Here is a 21,884-nt window from a genome sequence, read left to right as displayed (position 1 = left end):
ACGAAAAGTTTCACGCCCCGTCGTCGGCCTTGGCCTCGTCGGCCTCCTTGCCCAGCCGCGCCTCGACCGCCTGCGGCTCGTACATCTCCTCGACGACGCGCAGGTAGAGCTCGTTCGGGTTGGGCAGGTTCTTGATCTCACGCAGCGCCTGCTCCTGACCGGCGGACTCCAGCACGAACGTGCCGTAGTTGAGCGCGCGGCCGGTCGGGCTCTGCTCGTACTTCATGTCGGTGACCCGGGTCAGCGGCATCATCGCGACCTTCCGGGTGATGATGCCGTTGACCACCATCACCCGCTTGTTGGTCAGGATGAAGCGGTCGTACCACCAGTCGGCGACCTTCCACGCCACCCAGCCCATCACGGCGAACCAGAGCAGCACGGCGATGGTGGTGAGCGCGCCCACGTCCTGCCCCGCGAGGAAGCCGGAGAGGTAGCCGAGCACGAAGGTGGCGGCCACGCCGACCAGCAGCGGGGTGGTGAGGTGCACCCAGTGCCGCTTCCATTCACCCCGGTAGCGCTCGGTCGGGAAGAGGTAGCGCGCCACCAGCGAGCTGGGCTCGTCCTCCAGCGGCAGCACCCGGCGCGGCGCCGCGCCGGCGGCGTCGGCCCGCAGACCGGCCAGCTCGTCCTCGGAGATCTGGGGCGGCTGGTAGCCGGCCTCCGGGTCCCGGATCCAGGCCCGGCCGGAGCGCTCCGAACCCCCGTACGGCGACGGGTCGCCGTAGCCGGCATCGTCCGAAAAGGAGGGGCCGCCGGAGGGGCCCGGACCGGTGCCGTAGCCCGGCCCGTCGTCGGGGCCGAGCCGGGGGATCGGCTCCGTGTCTCGCTCCCGGCGCTCCCGATCGGGATCGTCGGGATCGAAGGGTGGACCGGAGGGGTTTCCCATCGACGGCTAGGCGACGAGGCTGGTGAAGAAGTCGCCGAACCCCTGGGCGATGTCCATGATCCCGCCGCCCAGCGACTTGAACACATCCGCCGCAGAATTTGGCCGATAGGCGACGAAGAAGATCAAGAATGCGATTCCGGCCCAGGTGAGGACCTTCTTGACCATGGCGGGCCATCCTCTCGCGCGGCGCCGGGTCCCATTACCGCAGCGGCACCCAGAGTATCAGTGTGGTGTCGTACAGTGAATATCTGCGTCCGTTCTCCGACATTCCGGGTTGCCTGTCAAGCCCTGGGGCTCGTCAAGCCTTCCCGTGCAGATACGGAGAGGGTGCGCCGTACACGAGCTCGGGCGGTGTCCACTCGGTCAGGTCGTGCAAGACGACGTCTTCCGCGAGGAGGTGACCCGCACTCGCCGGCCAGGCTATCGCATGGAGCCACAATCCCCGAGCCTCGCCGGCGTACGCGCTTCGATCCGTCGGCGAGTTCACGAGCCACAGTGGAGTGGGATGACCGGCCACCCTGATCCTGGCCTGCCCCACATGCTCCGGATGCCCCGGCCCGGGATCGGTCAGCGCCTGCGCGAGTTCCGGGCCGGGGTCCGGGCCGACCAGCCCCGCGAAGCGGGTGCCCAGGCCGACACCCGGCTCCTCGGCCACGAAGACCAGATCCGCGGGGCCCTCGCCGAGCGGCGCCGGCCCGGCGCAGGCGACCGCCGTGGCGCGCACCCCGGTGCGGTCGTCGCCGGCGTACGCCACGCCGGTCATGGTCCAACCGGTCGGCAGCGGCCACGGGCACCACAGCGGCGCCCTCGGCCGGGCCGGCGGCTCGGCGGCGGCGGCGATCCGCGCCACCACGCTGGCCACGATCTCGGCCCCGACGTGCTCGGGGACGTGCAGTGGGGGAACCGGCCCGCAGTCCAGGCAGCGCGACTCGGTGTGCATCAGGTCCGGCGCCCGTACCGGCCCACCACATTTGGGGCAACTCACCGCGACACTCACCATCCCACCGTCACCCCGTCGCGCCGCCCCGTCAAGCGGAGCGCCGGTTTCGGTGCCGCCGGAGGCCACCGGGGCGGGCTCTCAGCCCGGCGGCGGCCCGGCGTGCGTACGGATCCAGGCGTGCATGGCGATGCCGCTGGCCACGCCGGCGTTGATCGACCGGGTGGAGCCGTACTGGGCGATGGAGAAGAGCTGGTCGCAGGCGGCCCGCGCCGGCTCGGAGAGGCCCGGCCCCTCCTGCCCGAACAGCAGGACGCAGCGGCGGGGCAGGGTGGTGGTCTCCAGCGGCCGGGAGCCGGGCAGGTTGTCGATGCCGACGACGGGCAGCCCTTGCCCGGCCGCCCAGGCGACGAACTCCTCGATGGTCTCGTGGTGCCGGACGTGCTGGTAGCGGTCGGTCACCATGGCGCCCCGCCGGTTCCACCGCCGGCGCCCCACGACGTGCACCTCGGCGGCGAGGAAGGCGTTGGCGTTGCGGACGACCGTGCCGATGTTGAAGTCGTGCTGCCAGTTCTCGATCGCCACGTGGAAGTCGTGCCGCCGCCGGTCCAGGTCGGCCACCACGGCCTCCCGCCGCCAGTAGCGGTAGCGGTCGACGACGTTGCGCCGGTCGCCCTCGGCGAGCAGCTCGGGGTCGTAGCGTGGGTCGTCCGGCGGGTCACCGGGCCACGGTCCCACGCCGACGTCGAGCTGGTCTCCGGTCACGATCCCGCAGGGTACGGCCCGCGAACCCCGCCCCGGGCCGCGCCCCCGGCCCCCGCCCGGGCACCGGGCCGGCCCGGCGCGTAGGGCACCGACCGGGCGGACGCAAGGTCGACCGGAGCGGGGACGGAGCGACCAGGGGCGGGGACGGAGCGACCAGGGGCGGGGACGGAGCGACCAGGGGCGGGACGGAGCGACCGGGACGGTTCAGCGCAGCCCCAACGCGACGCCGAGCCGGTCGAGGAAGCGGCGGTCGGCGGGGGCCGGCGGCAGCGCCGGCGCGCCGGTCGTCGTCGCCGCCCCGCACACCCGGGCCGCCACCGACTGGACCCACTGCCGGTACGCCGCCGAGTCGGCGGGATCCGCCCGCCGCCGCAGCACCCGCGTCGCGGCCCGGCAGGCGGCGAGCAGGTCCACCACGTCGGTGAGGCGGTCGACGGGTTCGCCCGCCCCGTCGTGCCGGGCGTAGATGGCGACGACCACCGCGCGTACGAGATCGCTGTCGAAGGCCCGGCCGGCGGCGACCGCGTCCAGGCCGGCGAGCCCGGCGGCGACGGTACGGCGGGGCCGCCCGGTGCCGGGCGCCGCGGCGGCCACGATCACGCGGCCGGGCAGGCCGGTCAGCAGATCCCACTCGACGGCGGAGTAGACGGCGGTGGTCAGCGGTGCGGCGCGGCGGCCGGCAGAGGACGGCTCTCCGGCGACGGAGTGGCTCATGGGGACCTCCGGCGCCAGCATATGCCCCGGATCGGAAAAAGGGCCCCTACCACCCGGAACCCGGATGAGAAGGGCCCCGTCGGTCAGCGCGGCTCGGGGAAGCTGGGCCGTTCCGGGTCGACGCCCTCGGGCACCGCCGTCGCGGCGTACTCCTTCTTGGGGACCATCACCCGGCGGCGGAAGACGCAGACCAGGGTGCCGTCCTGGTTGTAGCCCCGGGTCTCCACGGAGACCACGCCCCGGTCGGGCTTGGAGGACGACTCGCGCTTGTCCAGCACGGTGGTCTCGCCGTAGATCGTGTCGCCGTGGAAGGTGGGCGCCACGTGCCGCAGGGACTCGACCTCGAGGTTGGCGATGGCCTTGCCGCTGACGTCGGGCACCGACATGCCCAGCAGCAGCGAGTAGATGTAGTTGCCGACCACCACGTTGCGCTTGAACTGGCTCGCCGTCTCGGCGTAGTGCGCGTCCATGTGCAGCGGGTGGTGGTTCATGGTGAGCAGGCAGAAGAGGTGGTCGTCGTACTCGGTGACCGTCTTGCCGGGCCAGTGGCGGTAGACCGCGCCGACCTCGAACTCCTCGTAGTAGCGGCCGAACTGCATCCTTGTCCCCTTCGACGGGCGGCGATGGAGTTCGGCACAGCATGCCTTATGGAGTGTTAAGGCGATGCGCGGGGCGCTCGGCGTGCGGAAATGTCACACCGCCGCAACCGGGGGGAGACGCAATGAGCGGCGGGGCCCTCCCCGGCACCCGCCGCCCACGCTCTGATGCGGAAGATTCTGCCGCACGACAAGGCACATCGAACAGAGACGGAGGTCACATTTACCTTTTCGTAACACTACTGTGCGTGCTCGATCGACCGAGTCTCGGCGATCTCCGCACGCCAAATAGCCGCTTGTCAACCGCCTGATTGCTCATTCGCGCCCGCCAATCGTGTCGATCTCCATGGAAACGCTCCCATCACGGCCGGTCACGCAAATGCGTCGTGCACTTGCGTAACGCAACGACGGGCGGGAACAACCACCGTCGATGGGAGCGCGACCTGGGCAGCGCCGTGACGAGCACGTTTCGGCGGAGCCGGGCCGGGAATTCCACGCGGTACGCCCTGGTTCCACCTGACGTAGCTATTCCGCGCCGATCGGAGACATTCATGGCAACCGTAGAGCTGACCACGGCAAACTTCGACGAGGTGACCGGCAGCGACGGCATCGTGCTCGTCGACTTCTGGGCCGAGTGGTGCGGCCCGTGCAAGCGGTTCGCCCCGGTCTACGAGCGCTCCTCCGAGAAGCACTCCGAGATCGTGTTCGGCAAGGTCGACACCGAGGCGCAGCAGGAGCTGGCCGCCAAGTTCGACATCCGGTCGATCCCGACCATCATGGCGATCCGCGACGGCGTCATCGTCTTCGCCCAGCCCGGCGCCCTGCCCGAGTCCGCCCTGGAGAACCTGATCGAGCAGGTCCAGGCCCTCGACATGGACGACGTACGCCAGAAGCTGGCCGGGCACAGCCACTGAGCCGCAGCGCCGCACGACGGCCGGGTCCCGAGGGGCCCGGCCGTCGTCGTCTCCCCGCCGGCCGGCCGGCGGGGACGGGGCCGCACTGGCCCTCCGGCCAGCGGTTCGTGGCCGGCGGAGGGAGCCGGGGCGGGCGGTACATCCCGTATCGTCACGACCCGATGGAAACCTTGACCACCCGCGGTCGCGCCGCCCGGCTCGCCGCCACCGCCCTCGGCCTGGCCGTCCTGCTGGCCGGCACCGTCTGGGGCACCGACGACCACTTCCCGTTCGGCCCGTTCCGGATGTACTCCACGTCCAACCCGCCGAACTCCCCCGCCCCGGACACCCGCGTCGAGGGCGTCGACAGCAGCGGAGCGGTCGTCGACCTGGGCGAGGGCGCCACGGGCATCCGTCGGGCCGAGATCGAGGGCCAGCAGAGCCGCTACGCCGCCGACCCCGCGCGGCTCGCCGAGGTCGCCGACGCGTACGCCGAACGCCACCCGGACGCGGCGGAGCTGGTCGAGGTCCGCATCGTCGTCCGCTGGCACGGCATCCGCGACGGGCGGCCCACCGGTCGCTGGACCGACGAGACCGTGGTCGCCTGGCGGGCGGACCGATGAGCCGCTGGTTGACCGAGGCCGTGCCCCGCGGCCGGGTGGCCGCCTTCCGCACGCTGATCTACCTCTTCGTCGCCGCCGACCTGGTCGTCTTCACCCCTTGGGTGCGCACCCGCGTGGCGGTGCCCGGCGAGCTCTACCAACCGCTGCTGGTCGGCCGCCTGCTGCCGTTGCCCACGCCGACCCCGGCGGTGGTCGCCGCGCTCTTCTGGGCCCTGCTGCTGCTCGCCCTGCTCGCCGCGACCGGCCGGGCGCCCCGGTTGCTCGGCTGGACGGTCTTCGCGCTCTACTTCGAGTGGATGATCGTCGCGATGAGCTACGGCAAGGTCGACCACGACCGGTTCGGCCTGCTCGTCGCACTCGCCGTGCTGCCCACCGCCGGCCGGGCCCGGCACGGCGACGCCACCCGCACCGAGGCGGGCGGCTGGGCCCTGCGGGTCACCCAGATCGCCGTCATCTGCACGTACTTCCTGGCCGCCTGGGCCAAGCTGCGCTTCGGCGGGCTGGACTGGCTCACCGGCTCGGTGCTGGCGCGGGCCATCATCCGGCGCGGCACCGAGCTGGCCGACCTGATCGCCTCGGTGCCGTACCTGTTGATCGTCGCCCAGTTCGGCATCGTCGCGTTCGAGCTGCTCAGCCCGGTGGTCTTCCTGCTCAGGGAGCGCTGGCGCCTGGCGACGGTGGGCTTCTTCTACTCGTTCCACCTGGTCACCATGGCCACCATCACGATCTCGTTCGCCCCGCACCTCGCCGCGATGACCGCCTTCCTCCCGCTGGAGCACGTCCGGCCGGTGGTCTGGGCCCGCCGGCTGTTCAGCCGCCGGGGGCGCGACGCCGCGAGGCCCGCCGGTGCCGCGCCGGCACTCGCGGGTCAGGCGTCGGCGGCCGGGCGACCGGACGGCCCGTAGAGGCGCTCCCGCGCCTCCTGGGGCAGCGCACACGCGGCCGTGCCGCCGGGCAGCCGGTGCCGGTTGCGGGCCACCCAGCGGTACGCGGGCCAGGCGGCGGCGCGTACCGGAGCGAACCGGAGGCCGGCGCCCGCGACCCGCCAGAGCGGACCGCTGTCGCCGAGCAGCCGCGCGATCGCGTCCGGGCCGGCCGCGCGGGAGCCGTCGGCGCCCACCCACTGCACCGCCTCCTCGCACTCGGCCTCGCTCAGGCCCAGCGCGTCGAGGTCGGCGAACTGCCACGGCACCACGCGGACGCCGGTCGGGATGCGCCGGTCGATGAACTCGGCGCACCGGGTGCAGAACGCGCAGTCCCCGTCGTAGACGAACGTCGACCTCTCCATGCCTCCATCCTCCACCCGCCGACCGCGCCCGACGCGGCGAGGTGGGCGGGAACACGGCGGGTCGCTTGCGCTGCGCTCGTACGCGTGTTCGAATAAGGGCCATGCGCTGGGACAACCTCGCCGCTCCCCCGGACGAGGGGGTCCCGGGCCGGGCAGCGCCGGCGACACCACCCCTGCCGCTGGCGCTGCCCGGCGCCGTCGCCCGCACCTTCGACACCCCGGGCTTCGCCGGCATGACGTTCTACGAGGTGCAGGCGAAGTCGATCATCAACAAGGTGCCCGGCACGTCCCGGGTCCCGTTCGAGTGGACGATCAACCCCTACCGGGGATGCAGTCATGCGTGCGTCTACTGCTACGCGCGGAACACGCACACCTACCTCGACCTCGACGCCGGGGCGGACTTCGACCGGAAGGTCATCGTCAAGGTCAACGCCGGTGAGCTGGTCCGGCGGGAGCTGGCCGCGCCGCGCTGGCGGGGCGCGCACGTCGCGATGGGCACCAACGTCGACTGCTACCAGCGGGCCGAGGGGCGCTACCAGCTCATGCCGCAGATCATCGCGGCCCTGCGCGACTTCGCGAACCCGTTCTCGATCCTCACCAAGGGCACGCTGATCCTGCGGGACCTGCCGCTGCTGCGCCAGGCCGCCGAGGTCACCCGGGTCGGCGTGTCGTACTCGGTGGGCTTCGTCGACGAGCACCTCTGGCGCGCGGTGGAGCCGGGCACCCCCAGCCCGAGGCGGCGGCTGGACGCCGTACGGGCGCTGGCCGACGCCGGCTTCGACGTCGGCGTACTGATGGCGCCGATCCTGCCCGGGCTCAGCGACGACGACGCCTCGATCGACGCGACCGTGGCGGTGATCGCCGCCGCCGGGGCGAGCAGCGTGACGCCGCTGGCGCTGCACCTGCGCCCGGGCGCCCGGGAGTGGTACGCGCGCTGGCTCGGCCGCGAGTTCCCACACCTGGTCCCCCGCTACCGCGAGCTCTACCGCTCCGGCGCGTACGCCCCACAGTCATACCAGCGGGAGCTGACGGCCCGGGTACGCATCGCGGCCCGCCGGCACGGGCTGCACCGGGGCGAGCGCGGCGACGACCGCCGCCCACCCGACCCGGCACCCGCGCCCCCGGCCGCCGAGCAGCTCACCCTCCTGTAGGGGCCGCAGGAGCACGCCCGGCTGCGCAGCGCGCTCGCGGGCGGGGACTGAGCGGCGGGGTTAGAGTCGGCGGGTGCGCTCCGCTCAGCAGATCCTCGCCGACTCCGCCGTGATCGCCGTCGTGGGCGCGTCCCGCGACCCGCGCAAGGCCGCGCACAGCGTGCCGTTGCAGATGCAGCGGTACGGCTGGCGGATCATCCCGGTCAACCCGACGGCCGACGAACTCTTCGGTGAGCGGGTCTACCGGTCCCTGGCCGACATCCCGCACCCGGTCGACCTGGTCGACGTGTTCCGGCCCGCCGACGACGCGGTCGACGTGGTACGCGAGGCGGTGGCGATCGGCGCCCCGGCGGTCTGGTTGCAGCTCGGCATCGTCTCGGCCGAGGCGCGGCGGATCGCCACGGAGGCGGGCGTCGACTACGTCGAGGACCGCTGCCTGATCGTCGAACGCGCCGCCGCCGGCCTGACCCGACTGGGCTGAGCGGACTCGCGGAGTCCCGGCACGGCGGTCAGTCCCGCCCGCCGTGGCGAGTGCAGGAGTCGGCTGGGCGGTTGGTCAGGCCCGCACGTGGCCGGCGGCTCGTACCCTGCGGTCATGTCTGTCCGTCTGTCCGGCCGGCTGCCGAAGCGCGACGACGGGCTCTGGTCCCGCCGGCTGCTGGCCGCGACGGCGGCCGCAATGGTGACGGTGCTGGTGGCCGCCACGCTGTTCCGGGTTCCCCGGTTCGAGCCCGATGTCTGTGCCCTATGGCTCTTCGTCGGTCTGACCGTGCTGCCGAGGCGGTGGTCTCCGCGACAGGACGCCCGGCTGGTCTGGCGGGAACGGGTGGCCGGCGTGGACGGGCCGGAGCCCGGTCTGGTCGCGCGACGGTCCCTCGCCGGCTGGGTCGACCTCGTCACCGACCTGGTCCGGGCGACGGTGGTGACGCTGGTCGCGACGATGCTGCTGCCCGCCGACCCGCAGTGGGCCCGGGTCGTACGGCTGGCGCTCCTGGTCGGATTGGCGGCGGCGGTCGGCCTCGTCGCCTGTTCCGGCGTGCGGTTCACCGGTCGGTTGGCGCTGACGGCGAGCGGGATCCGGCACGGCCGCCGGCGGTACGACTGGTCCAACATCGACCGGGTGAGCCTGCACCGGAAGGACGGCCGGCTGGCCGGGGTGCGGCTGCGGCCGAGGGTGTGGCGGTCGCCGGGGCCGGCGCCGGTGGTCGGCGGCCGGGACGTGGCGGTGCCGGAGCAGCGCCTGGCGGCCGCGATCGAGGCGTACCGGGAGCGACCGCAGGCGCTGGCGGTGGGGCCGATCACCGCACCGGAGCCGGCCGTCGAGCCGGCCGGTGGGTGACCGGCCCACCCGTCAGAGCTTGTACTGCTTGAGCAGGCCCCGGGAGATGATCGTCTTCTGGATCTCCGAGGTGCCCTCGCCGATGAGCAGGAACGGGGCCTCGCGCATCAGGCGCTCGATCTCGTACTCCTTCGAGTAGCCGTAGCCGCCGTGGATGCGGAACGCCTCCTGGACGACCTCGGCGCAGTATTCCGAGGCGAGCAGCTTGGCCATGCCGGCCTCGACGTCGTTGCGCTGGCCGGCGTCCTTGAGGCGGGCGGCGTTGACCATCAGCGCGTGCGCGGCTTCGATCTTCGTGCCCATCTCGGCGAGCTTGAAGGCGACGGCCTGGTGCTTCGCGAGGGGCTGGCCGAAGGTGTGGCGCTGCTGGGCGTACGCGACGGCCAGCTCGAAGGCGCGGATGGAGATGCCGCAGGCGCGGGCGGCCACGTTGACGCGGCCGACCTCGATGCCGTCCATCATCTGGTAGAAGCCGCGGCCGACCATCTCCGCGCCGCCGAGGACGGTGGACGCGTCGACGGTCACGCCGTCGAGCACCATCTCGGTGGTCTCGACGCCCTTGTAGCCCATCTTGTCGATCTTGCCGGGGATGGTCAGGCCGGGGGCGGTCTCGCCGAAGCCGGGCTCCTTCTCCAGCAGGAAGGTGCTCATGTTGCCGTAGACGGAGTCGGCGCCGGTGTCGGTCTTGACCAGGGTCGCCACCACCGACGAGTACGCCCCGTTGGTCAGCCACATCTTCTGGCCGTTGATCACGTACCGGTCGCCGTCGCGGACGGCCTTCGACTTGATCGCGGAGACGTCGGAGCCGCACTCCGGCTCGGACATGGAGAAGGCGCCGCGCACCTCGCCGGTCGCCATCCTCGGCAGCAGCCGGGCCTTCTGCTCGGCGGAGCCGTGCTGGGAGATCAGGTACGCGACGATGAAGTGGGTGTTGACGATGCCGGAGATCGACATCCAGCCCCGCGACAGCTCCTCGACCACCAGCGCGTAGGTCAGCAGGGACTCGCCGAGCCCGCCGTACTCCTCGTCGATGGTGAGACCGAAGAGGCCCATCTCACGCATCCCGTCGAGGATGTCGCTCGGGTACTCGTCGGCGTGCTCGAGCCGCTGCGCGTGCGGAATGATCTCCTTGTCGGCGAACTCCCGGACGGTTTCCAGGATCGACCGCTGCACATCGGTCAGGCCGGGCGTCTGGGCGAGTCTGGCCATCTCAGCCTCCGGGGGTCGGCGCCTTACTCATGGGTAACTGAACGCTCCGTCAGTATTGGCCGCACGGCCGTCGAGGCCAAGGTGACCAGTCCACACAACCGCTGTGAAAAGGTTCACCGCTGCGGGTAGCGTCCGGCAAGAGGGGACGCGATCCGCCACCGGCAGGAGGAGACCGTGAGCCAGCCACCGTCGTCGGGCCCACCAGATCCGGACCGGTCGCCGTCGCCCTGGGAGCCCCCGCCGGGGCACGACCCGTCGAGGTACGAGCCGCCCGCTCCCGAACCGCCGTCGTACGGCCCGCCGAGCCACGATCAGCCCGGTTACGAACAGCCCGCACACGAACAGCCCGGTTACGAACAGCCCGCACACGAGCAGCCCGGTTACGAACAGCCCGCGTACGGGCAGCCCAGCTACGAGCGGCCCGGCGAGCCCCCGCAGGGGCAGCAGTGGGGGCACCAGCCCCCGTACACCCCGCAGGTGCCCTACGGGCAGTACGGCCCGCCGTCCGGTCCCCGGCCCGGCGGGACGAACGTGCTCGCCATCCTCTCGCTGGTCTTCGCGTTCGTCTTCTCCCCGGTCGGCATCGTCCTCGGCCACCTGGCCAAGCGGCAGATCCGCGCGACGGGCGAGGAGGGCGACCAGCTCGCCACATGGGGGCTCATCCTCAGCTACGTCATCACCGGGCTCGGGCTGCTGGCCTGCTGCGGCTGGATCGTGCTGATCGCCGTCGCCGGCAACAGCGGCCCCAACTACTGAACCCCGCGGATCAGCGGAACTGGGCCTCCCGGACGCTGTTGCCGCCGTCCACCACCAGCATCTGCCCGGTGATGTACGAGGCGGCCGGCGAGCAGAGGAAGGCGATCGCCGCAGCCACCTCGTCCGGCGTGCCGGGTCGGCCGACCGGGGTGCCGAGCCCCTGCCGGATCTCCGCCACCGTGGAGGCGGCGGTGTGGATGGTGCCCGGCGCGACCGCGTTGACGGTCACCCCGTCGGCGATCATCTCCATCGCCAGCGCCCGGGTCAGCCCGACCACACCCGCCTTGGCCGCCGCATAGGCCGCCTCGGTGGGCAGGGCGTTGACCGGGCCGGCGGTCGCGGCCAGGTTGACGATCCGGCCCCAGCCCCGCTCCGCCATGCCGCCGATGAAGGCCCGGCTGCACAGGAACGCGGTGGTCAGGTTGCGGTCGATCTCGCCGTGCCACTCGTCGTAGCTGAGCTGGGCGACCGGGCGCAGCACCTCGGGACTGGCCCGGCTGGCCAGGCCGGCGTTGTTGACGAGCACCTCGACGTCGCCGAGCTGCTCGGTGACCGCGTCGGCGAGCGCGCCCACCTCCGACTCGTCGGTGAGGTCGGCGACGAAGCCGGTGACGCCCAGCTCGCCGGCCCGCTCGTGGATGCGTCGGGTGGTGGAGACGATGGCCACCCGGGCGCCGAGGTCGGCCAGGCGGCGGGCCGTCGCGTACCCGATGCCGTCCGGGCTGCCCGCCCCGGTGACCAGGGCGACCTTCCCGTCGAGCCGCATGGTCACCGGGTCCGGCAGGGCCGCGGGTTCGTCGGTTGCGGCGGCGCCCGGCGGGGCGGCGGCTCGGGTGCGCCGGGCCAGGCCGGGGCGGCTCGCGTCCCGTCTCGGTCGGCTGCCGGAGCGGTCCGCGGCTCGCGCGTCAATCACCATGCCGAGATCCTGCCCGCTGGAGGGAGCGCGGGCAACGCGGCACACCCGGTGGCGACGCCCCGGCGTCTGGGCAGGGCTGACTACCCTGACGGGCGCACCCCGCACCCAACGGAGCTGACGAATGACATATCCCCCGCCCTCCGGCGGCTGGAACGACCCGGCGTGGTCGGGCCAGCAGTCGAGCCCGCCCGCCGATCCCGCCCGCCCGGTGAGCGGCAATCCCGTGCCCACCCAGCCCACCGGCAGCGACCCGTACGCGCCTGCCGACCCGTACGCCGCGGACCCGTACGCGGGCGGCGACCCGTACGCCGGGATGAAGCACGCCTCCGGGCAGCCCGGACCCGCCGCCTACCCGCCGGCGTACCCGAACTACGGCTACGCCCCGGCGATGAGGACCAACGGCCTCGCCATCGCCGCCCTGGTGCTCGCCCTGGTCGGCATCGGCTCCTGCGTCACCGCGCCGATCGGCGCGATCCTCGGCCACGTCGCGCAGAAGCAGATCCGGGAAAGCGGGGAGGGCGGCGAGGGCATGGCGAAGGCCGGCATCATCGTCGGCTGGATCGTCACCGGCCTGTACCTGCTGGTGGTCCTCTTCTACGTGGCGATCATCGTCTTCGCGATCAGCCAGGCCGACACCAGCAGCACCGGCTACTGAACCGACGGTGCCGCCCCGGCGTGGACCGGGGCGGCACGGATCGTCGGAAGGGTGGCCCTACTCCGCCGGCGGGGTGAAGGACGAGGTGCGGGTCATGCCCGCGGCGCGGCCCTTCGCCGCCACCACGAGGGCCATCTTGCGGGACGCCTCGTCGATCATCTCGTCGCCGAGCATCACCGCGCCGAGCCGGCCGCCGGCCTCCGAGGTGTAGTGCTCGTACGCGTCGAGGATCAGCTCGGCGTGGTCGTAGTCGGCCTGGGCCGGCGAGTAGACCTCGTTCGCGGCGTCGATCTGGCCAGGGTGCAGCACCCACTTGCCGTCGAAGCCGAGCGCCGCCGAGCGCTTGGCCACCTCGCGGAACCCGTCCACGTCGCGGATCTGGAGGAACGGGCCGTCGATGGCCTGCTTGTCGTGCATCCGGGCCGCCATCAGGATGCGCATGAGGATGTAGTGGTAGGGGTCGCCCGGGTAGTCCGGGATGAGCGCGCCGACCACCAGGGACTTCATGTTGATCGAGGCCATGAAGTCGGCCGGGCCGAAGATGATGGTCTCGACCCGGGGCGAGGCGGCCGCGATGGCGTCGATGTTGACCAGGCCGGCGGCGTTCTCGATCTGCGCCTCGATGCCGATCCGGCCGACCTCCAGGCCGAGCGTCCGCTCCAGCTGGGTCAGCGTCATGTCGAGCCACTGCACCTGGGCCGCGTTCTGCACCTTCGGCAGCATGATGCAGTCGAGGTTGGCGCCGGCGCCCTCCACCACGTCGATGACGTCGCGGTAGGTCCACGGGGTGGTGAGGTCGTTGACCCGTACGACGCGGGTCTTGCCCGACCAGTCGCCCTCGTTCAGGGCCGCGACGATGTTCTTGCGGGCGTCGGGCTTGGCGAGCGGGGCGACCGCGTCCTCCAGGTCGAGGAAGACCTGGTCGGCGGGGAGCCCCTGGGCCTTGCCGAGCATCTTGACGCTGGAGCCGGGTACCGCGAGGCAGGACCGGCGGGGGCGACCGACTGCGGCCATGGATGCGCTCCTTCCAGCGTGCGGAGGGCACGCCGACGTCACGTGGCGGAAATGCGAGGGCCGGACGATGCCGAGGGCCTTTGTGACGCCACGGTAACCTCGTGCCGTGACCGGGGTGAATGGACCTGTGGAAGATCTCACTGGGCGTCGACTCGTGGTGGTGACCGGGGCCAGTTCCGGTATCGGCCTGGCGGCCGCCGTGGACCTGGCGCGCCGCGGTGACCAGGTGGTACTCGTCGGCCGGGACCCGGCCCGGCTCCAGGCCGCGGCGGAACAGGTGCGGGAGGCGTCCGGCGAACGACCGGAGCTGTTCCGCGCCGACTTCGCGGTCCTCGACGACGTCCGCGGGCTGGCTGCCAGGCTGCGCGAGGCGTACGACCGGATCGACGTGCTCGCCAACAACGCCGGGGCGATCGCCCTCCAGCCCCTCACCACCGTCGACGGCTTCGAGCTGTCGATCCAGGCCAACCACCTGGCCCCCTTCCTGCTCAGCAACCTGCTGCGGGACCGGATCGGCCGGATGGTGGTCACCGCCTCCGGCGCGCACCGCAGCGGCGTGCTCGACCCGGCCGACCTGAACGCCCCGCTGCGCCGCTACCGGCCGATGCAGGCGTACGGCACCAGCAAGCAGGCGAACATCCTCTTCACGGCCGAGGCGGCCCGACGCTGGCCGGAGATCCCGGCGTACTCCTTCCACCCGGGGGTGGTGCGCAGCCGGTTCGGCAACGACAGCCGGCTGGTCGCCCTGGGCATGCGGCTCCTGCCGTTCCGCAGCCCGGAGAAGGGCGCGGAGACGCTGGTCTGGCTGGCCAACCAGGCCCCCGAGCGGCTCATCACGGGCGGCTACTACATCGACCGGCGGCTGCGCCGGCCGCTGCCCAGGGCGGCCGACCCGCAGCTGGCCGCCCGGCTCTGGGCGGCCAGCGCCGAGGCGGTCGGCCTCGCCGGATGACGATGTCGCCGGCCGCCGGGACGCTGCCATACTCCGCCGTATGACGACGGGGAACGATGTCCTGCGGGTGCTCGACGAGGACAGGGAGCTCCGGGCGCGGCTCGACGCCGAGCTGACCGCCTTCAACAACCGGGCGACCGGCGCGGACGACGAGGCCGGCCTCTGCGTCCGGGTCGACGACGCCGACGGCGGGCTGGTCGCCGGCCTGACCGGGTGGACCTGGGGCGGTTGCGCCGGGATCGACATGGTGTGGGTGCGCGAGGACCGCCGTGGCGAGGGCTGGGGCGGCCGGCTGCTGCGCGCCGCCGAGGAGGAGGCCCGCCGGCGCGGCTGCGCGGAGGTCTCGGTCGCCTCGTTCTCGTTCCAGGCGCCGGAGTTCTACCGCCGGCACGGCTACCTCGACACGGGGCGCCGGGAGGGCATCCCCGGGGGCCACGTCGACCATCACTTCTTCAAGTCGCTGGTCACCGATCCCGCCGCCGCCGTGCGCCTGGTGGCGCTGGTGGAGCTGGCCGCCGACGCGGTGGACGCCGGCCGGCGGTACGAGGACGCGGTGCTCGGGCTGCTCGGGCGGCACGGCGGCCGGCTGGAGCGCCGGCTGCGCACCGGCGACGGGCGTACGGAGGTGCACCTGATCCGGTTCGACACGCGCGACGGCTACGCCGGCTTCCTCGCCGACCCGCAGCGGGTGGCGCTCCGCGGTGAGCTGGGCGGGGCCGCCCCGACCGCCCGGGTACTGGAGGTCCACGAGGCCTGAACCGGCGCGGGAGCGGCCCGGTCGCCCGGCTCGACGGGCGTGTTCACTGTGGACGGTCTGATACGGTGCATCGCAGTGATCAACGCCGATTAGTGAGGGGAGCTCCCGCATGACCGAGCAGATCGAGGCCTTCGAGCCGGTGGCGTCCGACGACTACGACCAGGAACTGACGTGCCTGGAGCCTCCGGTCGAGGCCTGACCGGTCGAAGCCTGAGCAGTCATGCGTGTCCGCGTGTCACGGCTGGTCGTCTTCCTGTGGCGTGACGGCCAACTGGTCTGCGACGACCCCCTGCGGCACCGGCAGTTCGCGTTGACTGTCGAGGCGGAGAGGCTGCTGCGCGACTACGCCGACTGGGCCGAGCTCGACGGCCGGCTCGCGCAGCAGCTCCTCGACGCCCACGTCCTCGTCGCCGAGGGTTCCCCCGAACACGCCCGGGAGGAACGCCTCGGCGCCTGGCGCGACCTGGGGCCGGCGGCCACCTACTACCACCTGGCCAGCCGTACGCTCGGTAGCGACGTCTTCCGCTCGGCGGCGCAGGACGCGGCGGTGCTGCGCGCCAAGAGCGGCCAGCCGGAACCGGTCAAGGAGCACGACGGTCCCCGGATCGCCCTACCTCCCGCCGACCCGCCCCCGGTCGACTTCACCACGGTCCTCGCGGCCCGGCGGTCGACGCGGTGGTTCGACCCGGACAACCCGGTGCCGCTGCCGGCGTTCGCCGCCCTGCTGCGCTGGACGGCCGGGGTCCGCCGCGAGGTGGACGTCACCGGAGTCGGTACGGCGCTGCTCAAGACCGCCCCCTCCGGCGGGGCCCGCCACCCGGTCGAGGTCTACCCGGTGGTCCGCGACGTGGCGGGGCTGGAGCCCGGGATCTACCACTACGCGGTGCGCCACCACGAGCTGGTGCGGCTCGCGCCCGCGCCCGGCGAGGACCGGCTGCGCGAGTGGTGCGGCGGGCAGCCGCACGCCGCCCAGGCCGGCTTCCTGCTGATGTACGCGGCGGTGCTCGACCGCACCGTGTGGAAGTACCCGGCGGCCCGCGCCTACCGCGCGCTCCTGCTCGACGTCGGTCACCTGAGCCAGACCGTCTACCTCACCGCGACGGCGCTCGGGCTCGGGACGTTCTTCACCGCCGCCACCCGCGACGCCCCCGTCGAGGACGCCCTCGGCCTGTCCTGGCCGGACGAGGTCTTCCTCGGCGTCTCCGGCGTCGGCGTGCCGCACCCCGCCGAGCGGGACCGCCAGGCGGCGATGCTCGCGGGCGGCGACGCGGCGTTCTCCTTCCCCCCGGACGCCTGGCACGGGCGCGGCGAATGACCCCGATGGTGAACGATCTCCCCGACGCCTGGCACGGGCGCGGCGAATGACCCCGATGGTGACCGTCGACCTGGCCCGGCTGGACGCGAACATCGCGCGCTGCACCGGGCGCGCGGCCGAGGCCGGGGTGGCCCTACGGGCACACGTCAAGGGGCACCGGAGCCCCGAGATCGCCGCCCGGCAGGTGGCCGCCGGCGCGGTGGGCGTCGCCGTCCACTCGGCCGCCGAGGCCGAGGCCTACGTCGCGGTGGGCGTGACGGACGTGACGGTGGCGTGGCCGTGGCGCGACGCGTGGCGGTGGAGCAGGTTCGCCCGGCTCGCGCGGCACTGCGCGGTGACGGTGCACGTGGACCACCCCGACGCGGTGGCCGGGCTCGGCGCGGCGGCCGAGGCCCACGGCGTCGAACTCGGCGTACGGATCGAGGTCGACACGGGCCTGCACCGCGTCGGCGTCGACCCCGCCGCCGCCGGGGAGCTGGCCGCCACGATCGCCAGGACCGGCGGGCTGCGCCTGTCGGGCGTGACCGGCTACGTGGGGATCACCGGCCCCGACGACGCTCGCGACCGGGTCGGGCTGGGCCGCAGGCGGGCGCGCCTGCTGGTGTCCGTCGCGGAGCGGATCCGCGCGACCGGGACGCCCTGCCCGCAGGTGAGCGTCGGGGGCACCCCGACCCTCGGCGGGGCGCTGGACGTCGCCGGCGTGACCGAGGTGTGCGCCGGCGCGTACGCGCTGCTCGACGGCGGGCTGGCCCGGCTGGGCGAGTGCGACGCGTCGGCGGTCGCGATCGCCGTCACCACGACCGTCACCGGCACCGACGGGCAGGCGCTGCGCACCGACGCCGACGAGCTGCTCGCGGGCGCCGACCAGACCTGGATGAGCGGTGTCGTGCTGACCGCCCCCGACGGGGCGCCGGTCCGCCCGGAGTCGGTGTCGGTGGGCGACGAGCTGCGGGTGCTGCCCGGGCACGTGTGCCCGGTGGTGGCCCGCCGACCGCTGCTGCACGTGCTCGACGCCGGCGAGCCGGTGGCCCGATGGCAGGCACTGGTGCTTCCGGACCGGGCATGACCCGGGCGGTCGCGCCCCTGGACCGTCCGGCCGACCCGCTGCGCGAGCGCCGGTTCGTCCTGTTCGCCACGGCCAGGACGATCTCCGTCTTCGGCAACGCGGTCGGCCCGCTCGCGCTGACCTTCGCCGTGCTGGACCTTCCCGGCTCATCGCCCCCGGCGCTGTCGCTCGTGCTCGCCGCGATCTCGGTGCCCCGGATCGCGCTGATGCTGCTCGGCGGCGTCATCGGCGACCGGCTGCCCCGGCACCGCGTACTCGTGACGGCGGAGCTGATGTGCGGCGGCGCGTACGGCGCAATGACGCTCCTCGTGCTGACCGGGCGGGCGGGCGTCGCCGCCCTCGCCGTCTGCGCGGCCGTCGCCGGCACCGCCTCCGCGCTGCTGCTGCCGTCGCTGAACGGGTTGACCGCCGAGCTGGTCGCGCCGCAGGCGCGGCAGCGCGGCAACGCCCTGCTGCGCCTGGGTACGAACACCGCCACGGTAGCGGGCTTCGCGGCGGGCGGCGCGCTGATCACCTGGCTCGGGCCGGGCTGGGCCCTGGCCCTCGACGCCGCCACGTTCGCCGTCGCCGCCGGCCTTCTCGCACGGCTGCGCCTCCCCGGAACGGCCCGGCCGACCAGGCGGAACCTCCCGGCCGAGCTGCGCGACGGCTGGCGGGAGTTCGTCCGGCGGCGCTGGCTGTGGCAGATCGTGCTCGCCGCAGCCGTGATCAACGCCGCCGTCGGGGTCACCTTCGGGCTCGCCGGGCCGCTGCTCGCCCGGGCGCACCTGGGCGGGGCGGGCGCCTGGTCCGGCGTCCTCGCCGGGTACGCGGTCGGCATGTTCGCCGGCGTGCTCGTGGCGCTGCGGATCAGGACGACCCGCCCCCTGCGCACGGCCGTACTCGCCGTGTCGATGCTGGGGCTGCCGGCGCTGCTGCTCGGCTCCGGCGCCGCCCTGCCGTTCGTGATCCTCGCCGCCGTGCTGGCCGGGGTGGCCTTCGACGTCTTCGGGGTGCTGTGGGAGACGACCGTCCAGTCCGAGGTGCCGACGGAGGCGATGTCCCGCGTGAGCGCGTACGAGTGGCTGGGGGCGGTGGGGCTGGGACCGCCCGTCATGATCGCCGCCGGCTTCGTCGTACCCGGGATCGGCGTGCGGACCACCCTGCTCGGCCTGGCCGCGGTGATCGCCGTCGCCGCGCTCGTCCCGTTGGCCAGTTCCTCTGTCCGGCACTACGAAAGGCAACCCGATGGCCGAGTACGTTGACGCCTTCGTCACGGCGTATGAACGCTTCTGGGCGCCGTACCCGCAGCGGATGGGCGACGCGTGGCTGCGCCTGCACGGGCACGTGGCCCCCGGGGCCGAGCGGAGCCTGCTCGACGTCGGCTGCGGCACCGGCATCGTCGCCGCCCGGTTCGCCTCCGTCGGCTACCGGGTCGTCGGGGTCGACGTCTCCGAGGCGATGATCGCCCGCGCCCGCGTACGGCTGGCCGGCACCGACGCGGTGCTGATCGCCGCGGACGCCGCGGACTTCGAGGTGCCGGTCCCCTGCGCGTTCGCGGTCTCCACGTACGACGTGCTCAACCACGTCGGCGGGATCGACCGGGTCAGCGCCTACCTGCGCTGCGTGCACCGGGCGGTCGCGCCGGGCGGCTGGTTCGGCTTCGACATGTCCACGGTCAAGGGCCTCCTCGCCGAGGTGCCGCCCGTCACCCGGCAGGACGGGACCGTCTCGGTCGAGGTCGCGCGGGGCCCGCTCGACGGCGACCGCCGCCCGCTGCACGTCACCGGTGAGCTGCGCACCGACGACGGCCACGCGACCCCCTTCACCACGACGATCACCAACACCGCCCATCCGGTCGCCGACGTGCTCTCCGCCCTGGCGGACGCCGGCTGGGTGACGAGTCACGTCGCGGCCGTCGACGACCTGCTCACCCCCGTACCGGACCCGGAGGCGCTGCCCCGGGTCGCCGTGCTCGCCCGACGCCCCTGACGGCGGGCCGGTCAGGCTGATCAGCCGGGCGGCGGGCCCGCGTCGGCGGGGACGGCGGTGGCGACCGGGCGGACGCGACGGGCCACGCGGGCACCGCCGAGCACCACCACCGCGACGCCGGCCAGCAGCAGCGCCAGCCCGGCCAGGGCGGTCACCCCGGGCAGCTGCCCCAGCCAGGCCCAGCCGATCAGGGCCGCGCCCGGGGCCTCCAGCAGGGCCAGCACGCTGACCGTGGTCGCCGAGACCCGCTTCAGCGCGTAGTTGAACATCGAGTGCCCGAGCAGTTGGGCGCCGGCCACCAGGGCCAGGACGACGAGCCAGGTGCCGGTGTCGAAGCCGGTGAGGACGCCCTCGCGCCGGCCGGCGCCGACCGTCAGCGACCGGAACTCGGCACGCCGCCGGGCCGCCGAGAACGGGCCGAGCACGGCCACCGAGAGCAGGTTGCGCCAGAACGCGACGGCCAGCGCCGGCGCCGCCGCGACGGCCACCAGCGGCGCGGACGACGAGACGGCGACGACGGCCAGCACGACCGCCCCGGTGGTCACCGGGTCGAACGGCGGGCGGTGCGCTGCGGGGGACACGAGGTGCAATCCTCACATGCCACGGGCCACCACGTACCGTCAGCACTCCGTTACGATCATGCCTGTCCGCGCCGGCGATCCCCTACCGCCCGGAGGCGCTCCCCCATGCCCACCTACCAGGCGGTCCTGTTCGACTTCTTCGGCACGCTGACCTGTTCCGTCCAGCGGGGCGCGGCCCACCGGTCGACCGCCGAGCTGCTCGGCTGCGCACCGCGCACGCTCGTCGACGTGCTCGACCGCACCTACTACGAGCGGGCCTGCGGGCGGCTCGGCGACGCCGAGGCGACCCTGCGCTGGGTCTGCGAGCAGGTTGGCGTGCACCCGTCCGAGGACGCGGTCCGCTCGGCGGTCGCCTCCCACCACCGGGCCGTACGCGCCGACACCCGGCTGCGGGACGAGGCGGTGCCGACGCTGACCGCGCTGCGCGGGCTCGGCCTGCGTACGGGGGTGATCAGCGACTGCACGCACGAGCTGCCGGCGTTCCTGCCGCAGTTGCCGATCGCCCCGCTGCTCGACGTGCGGGTCTTCTCCGTGCAGGTGGGGCGCTGCAAGCCCGACCCGGCGCTCTACCAGGCGGCGTGCCGGCGGCTCGACCTGGCGCCGGCGGACTGCCTCTACGTCGGCGACGGCGGCAGTCAGGAGCTGACCGGGGCGGAGCGGGCCGGGATGACCGCCGTACGCCTGGCGGCCCCGGACCTGGCCGGCCACATGGTGTTCAACGCCGACGCCGCCTGGAGCGGGCCGGCGCTGCGCTCCCTCGACGAGGTGGTCCACCTCGTCGAGCGGGTGCCCGAACGGGCGGACGTGCTCCTGCCGGCGGACGTCGCCGTTCCGGCGGGCGCAGGCGTGCCGGCGGGCTGCTCCCCGGTGTGAGCCCGGGGCGACCAGGTCACCCGCGCCGCCGACCGGCGGGGGCGGGCGGGGGCGGGCGGATGGGCCGCGCGGCCGTCGGACGGGCGCCTCAGCGGCGGCGGACCCGGTGCAGGCGGAACGGCTTGCGGACCGCCCGCACCGCCGGCGTCTCCCGGGGCACCTCGGCCAGCGAGTCCGTGGGCAACCCGTTGCCGGCGACGGGCTCGCCGGCCGGGGCCAGCCGGTTCACCGCGCAACCGTCGGCCGCCCAGCGCTCCACCAGCTCGGCGGCGGGGCCGGGCGCGTTCAGCCGCTTCGCGGCCACGAGGGGCGCGACGGTCTCCCAGTGCTCGGTGCCGGGCGTCACGCGGCTCACCCGGGCCGGCCAGGTGACGATCCGCCCGCCGTGGTCACCGCGCAGGGTGACCTGCGCGTCGGTCGCGTCGGCCAGCCCCGGGGCGGACTGCTCCCCCGGGCCGCTGACCACGAAGAGCGCCCCCTCCAGGGGCAGGCACCACAGCGCCAGCGCCGGCCCGCCGGACACGCTCACCCAGGCCACGGCGGCCTTCTTGACAGCCTCGTCGACCAGCGGTGTGCTGGCCCGCTCCGCGTCGGTCACCCCGGCATCCTCCCGCATCCGCCCCCGTC

At 73.8% G+C, this 21,884-nt stretch carries 27 protein-coding genes; 15 read left to right on the top strand and 12 right to left on the bottom strand.

Going from position 1 to position 21,884, the window contains the following annotated elements:
• Positions 1 to 10: 10 nt before the first annotated feature.
• From CLT72_RS26325 to CLT72_RS26305, 6 genes are all read right to left on the bottom strand, one after another.
• Positions 11 to 886: a PH domain-containing protein gene (locus CLT72_RS26325; RefSeq protein WP_089002138.1), complete on the bottom strand. Its 876-nt coding sequence runs from the start codon at positions 884 to 886 to the stop codon at positions 11 to 13.
• 6 nt (positions 887 to 892) lie between these two features.
• On the bottom strand, positions 893 to 1,051 hold the full coding sequence (locus CLT72_RS32425; protein WP_007455302.1) for a hypothetical protein: 159 nt from the start codon (positions 1,049 to 1,051) through the stop codon (positions 893 to 895).
• A 133-nt stretch (positions 1,052 to 1,184) separates the two neighbouring features.
• Positions 1,185 to 1,886 (bottom strand): DUF6758 family protein, encoded by a 702-nt coding sequence (locus tag CLT72_RS26320; protein ID WP_486484332.1) that lies wholly within the window; start codon positions 1,884 to 1,886, stop codon positions 1,185 to 1,187.
• A 78-nt stretch (positions 1,887 to 1,964) separates the two neighbouring features.
• Positions 1,965 to 2,588 (bottom strand): TrmH family RNA methyltransferase, encoded by a 624-nt coding sequence (locus tag CLT72_RS26315; protein ID WP_101414047.1) that lies wholly within the window; start codon positions 2,586 to 2,588, stop codon positions 1,965 to 1,967.
• A 204-nt stretch (positions 2,589 to 2,792) separates the two neighbouring features.
• The gene (locus CLT72_RS26310) at positions 2,793 to 3,323 is read right to left on the bottom strand and encodes a hypothetical protein (protein WP_199184649.1); all 531 of its coding nucleotides are present in this window, start codon (positions 3,321 to 3,323) and stop codon (positions 2,793 to 2,795) included.
• 62 nt (positions 3,324 to 3,385) lie between these two features.
• A complete protein-coding gene (locus tag CLT72_RS26305; RefSeq protein ID WP_089002140.1) occupies positions 3,386 to 3,901 on the bottom strand; it encodes a MaoC family dehydratase in 516 nt (171 codons plus the stop codon).
• 548 nt (positions 3,902 to 4,449) lie between these two features.
• Between CLT72_RS26305 and trxA the strand changes: the two genes are divergently transcribed.
• The 3 genes from trxA to CLT72_RS26290 all read left to right on the top strand — a co-directional run bounded on the left by trxA (position 4,450) and on the right by CLT72_RS26290 (position 6,319).
• A complete protein-coding gene (trxA, locus tag CLT72_RS26300) occupies positions 4,450 to 4,812 on the top strand; it encodes a thioredoxin (RefSeq protein WP_089002141.1) in 363 nt (120 codons plus the stop codon).
• Between the two features lie 161 nt (positions 4,813 to 4,973).
• Positions 4,974 to 5,414 (top strand): hypothetical protein, encoded by a 441-nt coding sequence (locus CLT72_RS26295; protein ID WP_101414046.1) that lies wholly within the window; start codon positions 4,974 to 4,976, stop codon positions 5,412 to 5,414.
• Positions 5,411 to 6,319 (top strand): HTTM domain-containing protein, encoded by a 909-nt coding sequence (locus CLT72_RS26290; protein WP_101414045.1) that lies wholly within the window; start codon positions 5,411 to 5,413, stop codon positions 6,317 to 6,319. Before CLT72_RS26295 ends, CLT72_RS26290 begins: the two co-directional genes overlap by 4 nt.
• Here the strand turns inward: CLT72_RS26290 and CLT72_RS26285 are convergent.
• Entirely contained in the window at positions 6,283 to 6,702 is a 420-nt protein-coding gene (locus CLT72_RS26285) for a thiol-disulfide oxidoreductase DCC family protein (protein ID WP_089002144.1), read from the bottom strand. The genes CLT72_RS26290 and CLT72_RS26285 overlap by 37 nt on opposite strands.
• Before the next feature lie 101 nt (positions 6,703 to 6,803).
• Here CLT72_RS26285 and CLT72_RS26280 point away from each other — a divergent pair, with 101 nt between their 5' ends.
• From CLT72_RS26280 to CLT72_RS26270, 3 genes are all read left to right on the top strand, one after another.
• Positions 6,804 to 7,853, top strand: a complete 1,050-nt coding sequence (locus tag CLT72_RS26280) for an Rv2578c family radical SAM protein (protein ID WP_101414044.1) — start codon at positions 6,804 to 6,806, stop codon at positions 7,851 to 7,853.
• A gap of 73 nt (positions 7,854 to 7,926) precedes the next feature.
• Positions 7,927 to 8,334, top strand: a complete 408-nt coding sequence (locus CLT72_RS26275) for a CoA-binding protein (RefSeq protein ID WP_089002146.1) — start codon at positions 7,927 to 7,929, stop codon at positions 8,332 to 8,334.
• Positions 8,335 to 8,448: 114 nt separating this feature from the next.
• Positions 8,449 to 9,192, top strand: coding sequence for a hypothetical protein (locus CLT72_RS26270; protein WP_144082332.1), 744 nt, complete (start codon positions 8,449 to 8,451; stop codon positions 9,190 to 9,192).
• A gap of 12 nt (positions 9,193 to 9,204) precedes the next feature.
• Here CLT72_RS26270 and CLT72_RS26265 read toward each other — a convergent pair whose 3' ends face one another.
• The gene (locus tag CLT72_RS26265) at positions 9,205 to 10,401 is read right to left on the bottom strand and encodes an acyl-CoA dehydrogenase family protein (RefSeq protein WP_089002147.1); all 1,197 of its coding nucleotides are present in this window, start codon (positions 10,399 to 10,401) and stop codon (positions 9,205 to 9,207) included.
• Positions 10,402 to 10,575: 174 nt separating this feature from the next.
• On the opposite strand from CLT72_RS26265, the gene CLT72_RS26260 reads away from it, so the two are divergent.
• On the top strand, positions 10,576 to 11,157 hold the full coding sequence (locus tag CLT72_RS26260; RefSeq protein ID WP_101414042.1) for a DUF4190 domain-containing protein: 582 nt from the start codon (positions 10,576 to 10,578) through the stop codon (positions 11,155 to 11,157).
• Positions 11,158 to 11,167: 10 nt separating this feature from the next.
• Here CLT72_RS26260 and CLT72_RS26255 read toward each other — a convergent pair whose 3' ends face one another.
• On the bottom strand, positions 11,168 to 12,073 hold the full coding sequence (locus tag CLT72_RS26255; RefSeq protein WP_101414041.1) for an SDR family NAD(P)-dependent oxidoreductase: 906 nt from the start codon (positions 12,071 to 12,073) through the stop codon (positions 11,168 to 11,170).
• Between the two features lie 121 nt (positions 12,074 to 12,194).
• On the opposite strand from CLT72_RS26255, the gene CLT72_RS26250 reads away from it, so the two are divergent.
• Positions 12,195 to 12,728, top strand: coding sequence for a DUF4190 domain-containing protein (locus tag CLT72_RS26250; protein WP_101414040.1), 534 nt, complete (start codon positions 12,195 to 12,197; stop codon positions 12,726 to 12,728).
• Between the two features lie 57 nt (positions 12,729 to 12,785).
• Here the strand turns inward: CLT72_RS26250 and CLT72_RS26245 are convergent, their stop codons facing one another.
• Positions 12,786 to 13,742: an HpcH/HpaI aldolase/citrate lyase family protein gene (locus CLT72_RS26245; protein WP_089002151.1), complete on the bottom strand. Its 957-nt coding sequence runs from the start codon at positions 13,740 to 13,742 to the stop codon at positions 12,786 to 12,788.
• 127 nt (positions 13,743 to 13,869) lie between these two features.
• Here CLT72_RS26245 and CLT72_RS26240 point away from each other — a divergent pair, with 127 nt between their 5' ends.
• The 6 genes from CLT72_RS26240 (at position 13,870) to CLT72_RS26215 (ending at position 19,803) form a co-directional block, all read left to right on the top strand.
• On the top strand, positions 13,870 to 14,694 hold the full coding sequence (locus tag CLT72_RS26240; RefSeq protein WP_101414039.1) for an SDR family NAD(P)-dependent oxidoreductase: 825 nt from the start codon (positions 13,870 to 13,872) through the stop codon (positions 14,692 to 14,694).
• A 40-nt stretch (positions 14,695 to 14,734) separates the two neighbouring features.
• Positions 14,735 to 15,451: a GNAT family N-acetyltransferase gene (locus tag CLT72_RS26235; RefSeq protein ID WP_101414038.1), complete on the top strand. Its 717-nt coding sequence runs from the start codon at positions 14,735 to 14,737 to the stop codon at positions 15,449 to 15,451.
• 220 nt (positions 15,452 to 15,671) lie between these two features.
• Entirely contained in the window at positions 15,672 to 16,766 is a 1,095-nt protein-coding gene (locus CLT72_RS26230) for a SagB/ThcOx family dehydrogenase (RefSeq protein WP_101414037.1), read from the top strand.
• 46 nt (positions 16,767 to 16,812) lie between these two features.
• A complete protein-coding gene (locus CLT72_RS26225) occupies positions 16,813 to 17,832 on the top strand; it encodes an alanine racemase (RefSeq protein WP_101414036.1) in 1,020 nt (339 codons plus the stop codon).
• A complete protein-coding gene (locus tag CLT72_RS26220) occupies positions 17,829 to 19,076 on the top strand; it encodes an MFS transporter (protein ID WP_101414035.1) in 1,248 nt (415 codons plus the stop codon). The genes CLT72_RS26225 and CLT72_RS26220 overlap by 4 nt, the downstream gene beginning before the upstream one ends.
• Positions 19,060 to 19,803 carry a class I SAM-dependent DNA methyltransferase gene (locus tag CLT72_RS26215; protein WP_101414034.1) on the top strand — a complete coding sequence of 248 codons (744 nt, stop codon included), beginning with the start codon at positions 19,060 to 19,062 and terminating at the stop codon, positions 19,801 to 19,803. The genes CLT72_RS26220 and CLT72_RS26215 overlap by 17 nt, the downstream gene beginning before the upstream one ends.
• 20 nt (positions 19,804 to 19,823) lie before the next feature.
• Here the strand turns inward: CLT72_RS26215 and CLT72_RS26210 are convergent, their stop codons facing one another.
• Positions 19,824 to 20,384: an EamA family transporter gene (locus CLT72_RS26210; RefSeq protein WP_101414033.1), complete on the bottom strand. Its 561-nt coding sequence runs from the start codon at positions 20,382 to 20,384 to the stop codon at positions 19,824 to 19,826.
• 105 nt (positions 20,385 to 20,489) lie between these two features.
• Between CLT72_RS26210 and CLT72_RS26205 the strand changes: the two genes are divergently transcribed.
• Positions 20,490 to 21,257: an HAD family hydrolase gene (locus CLT72_RS26205; protein WP_101414032.1), complete on the top strand. Its 768-nt coding sequence runs from the start codon at positions 20,490 to 20,492 to the stop codon at positions 21,255 to 21,257.
• A gap of 88 nt (positions 21,258 to 21,345) precedes the next feature.
• Here the strand turns inward: CLT72_RS26205 and CLT72_RS26200 are convergent, their stop codons facing one another.
• Positions 21,346 to 21,873 carry a hypothetical protein gene (locus CLT72_RS26200; protein WP_284039562.1) on the bottom strand — a complete coding sequence of 176 codons (528 nt, stop codon included), beginning with the start codon at positions 21,871 to 21,873 and terminating at the stop codon, positions 21,346 to 21,348.
• Positions 21,874 to 21,884: the final 11 nt, after the last annotated feature.

The sequence above is a fragment of the Micromonospora sp. CNZ309 genome, assembly GCF_002846525.1.
Note: the sequence above shows the minus strand (reverse complement) of the source record. Positions and strands in the feature narration are given on the sequence as shown.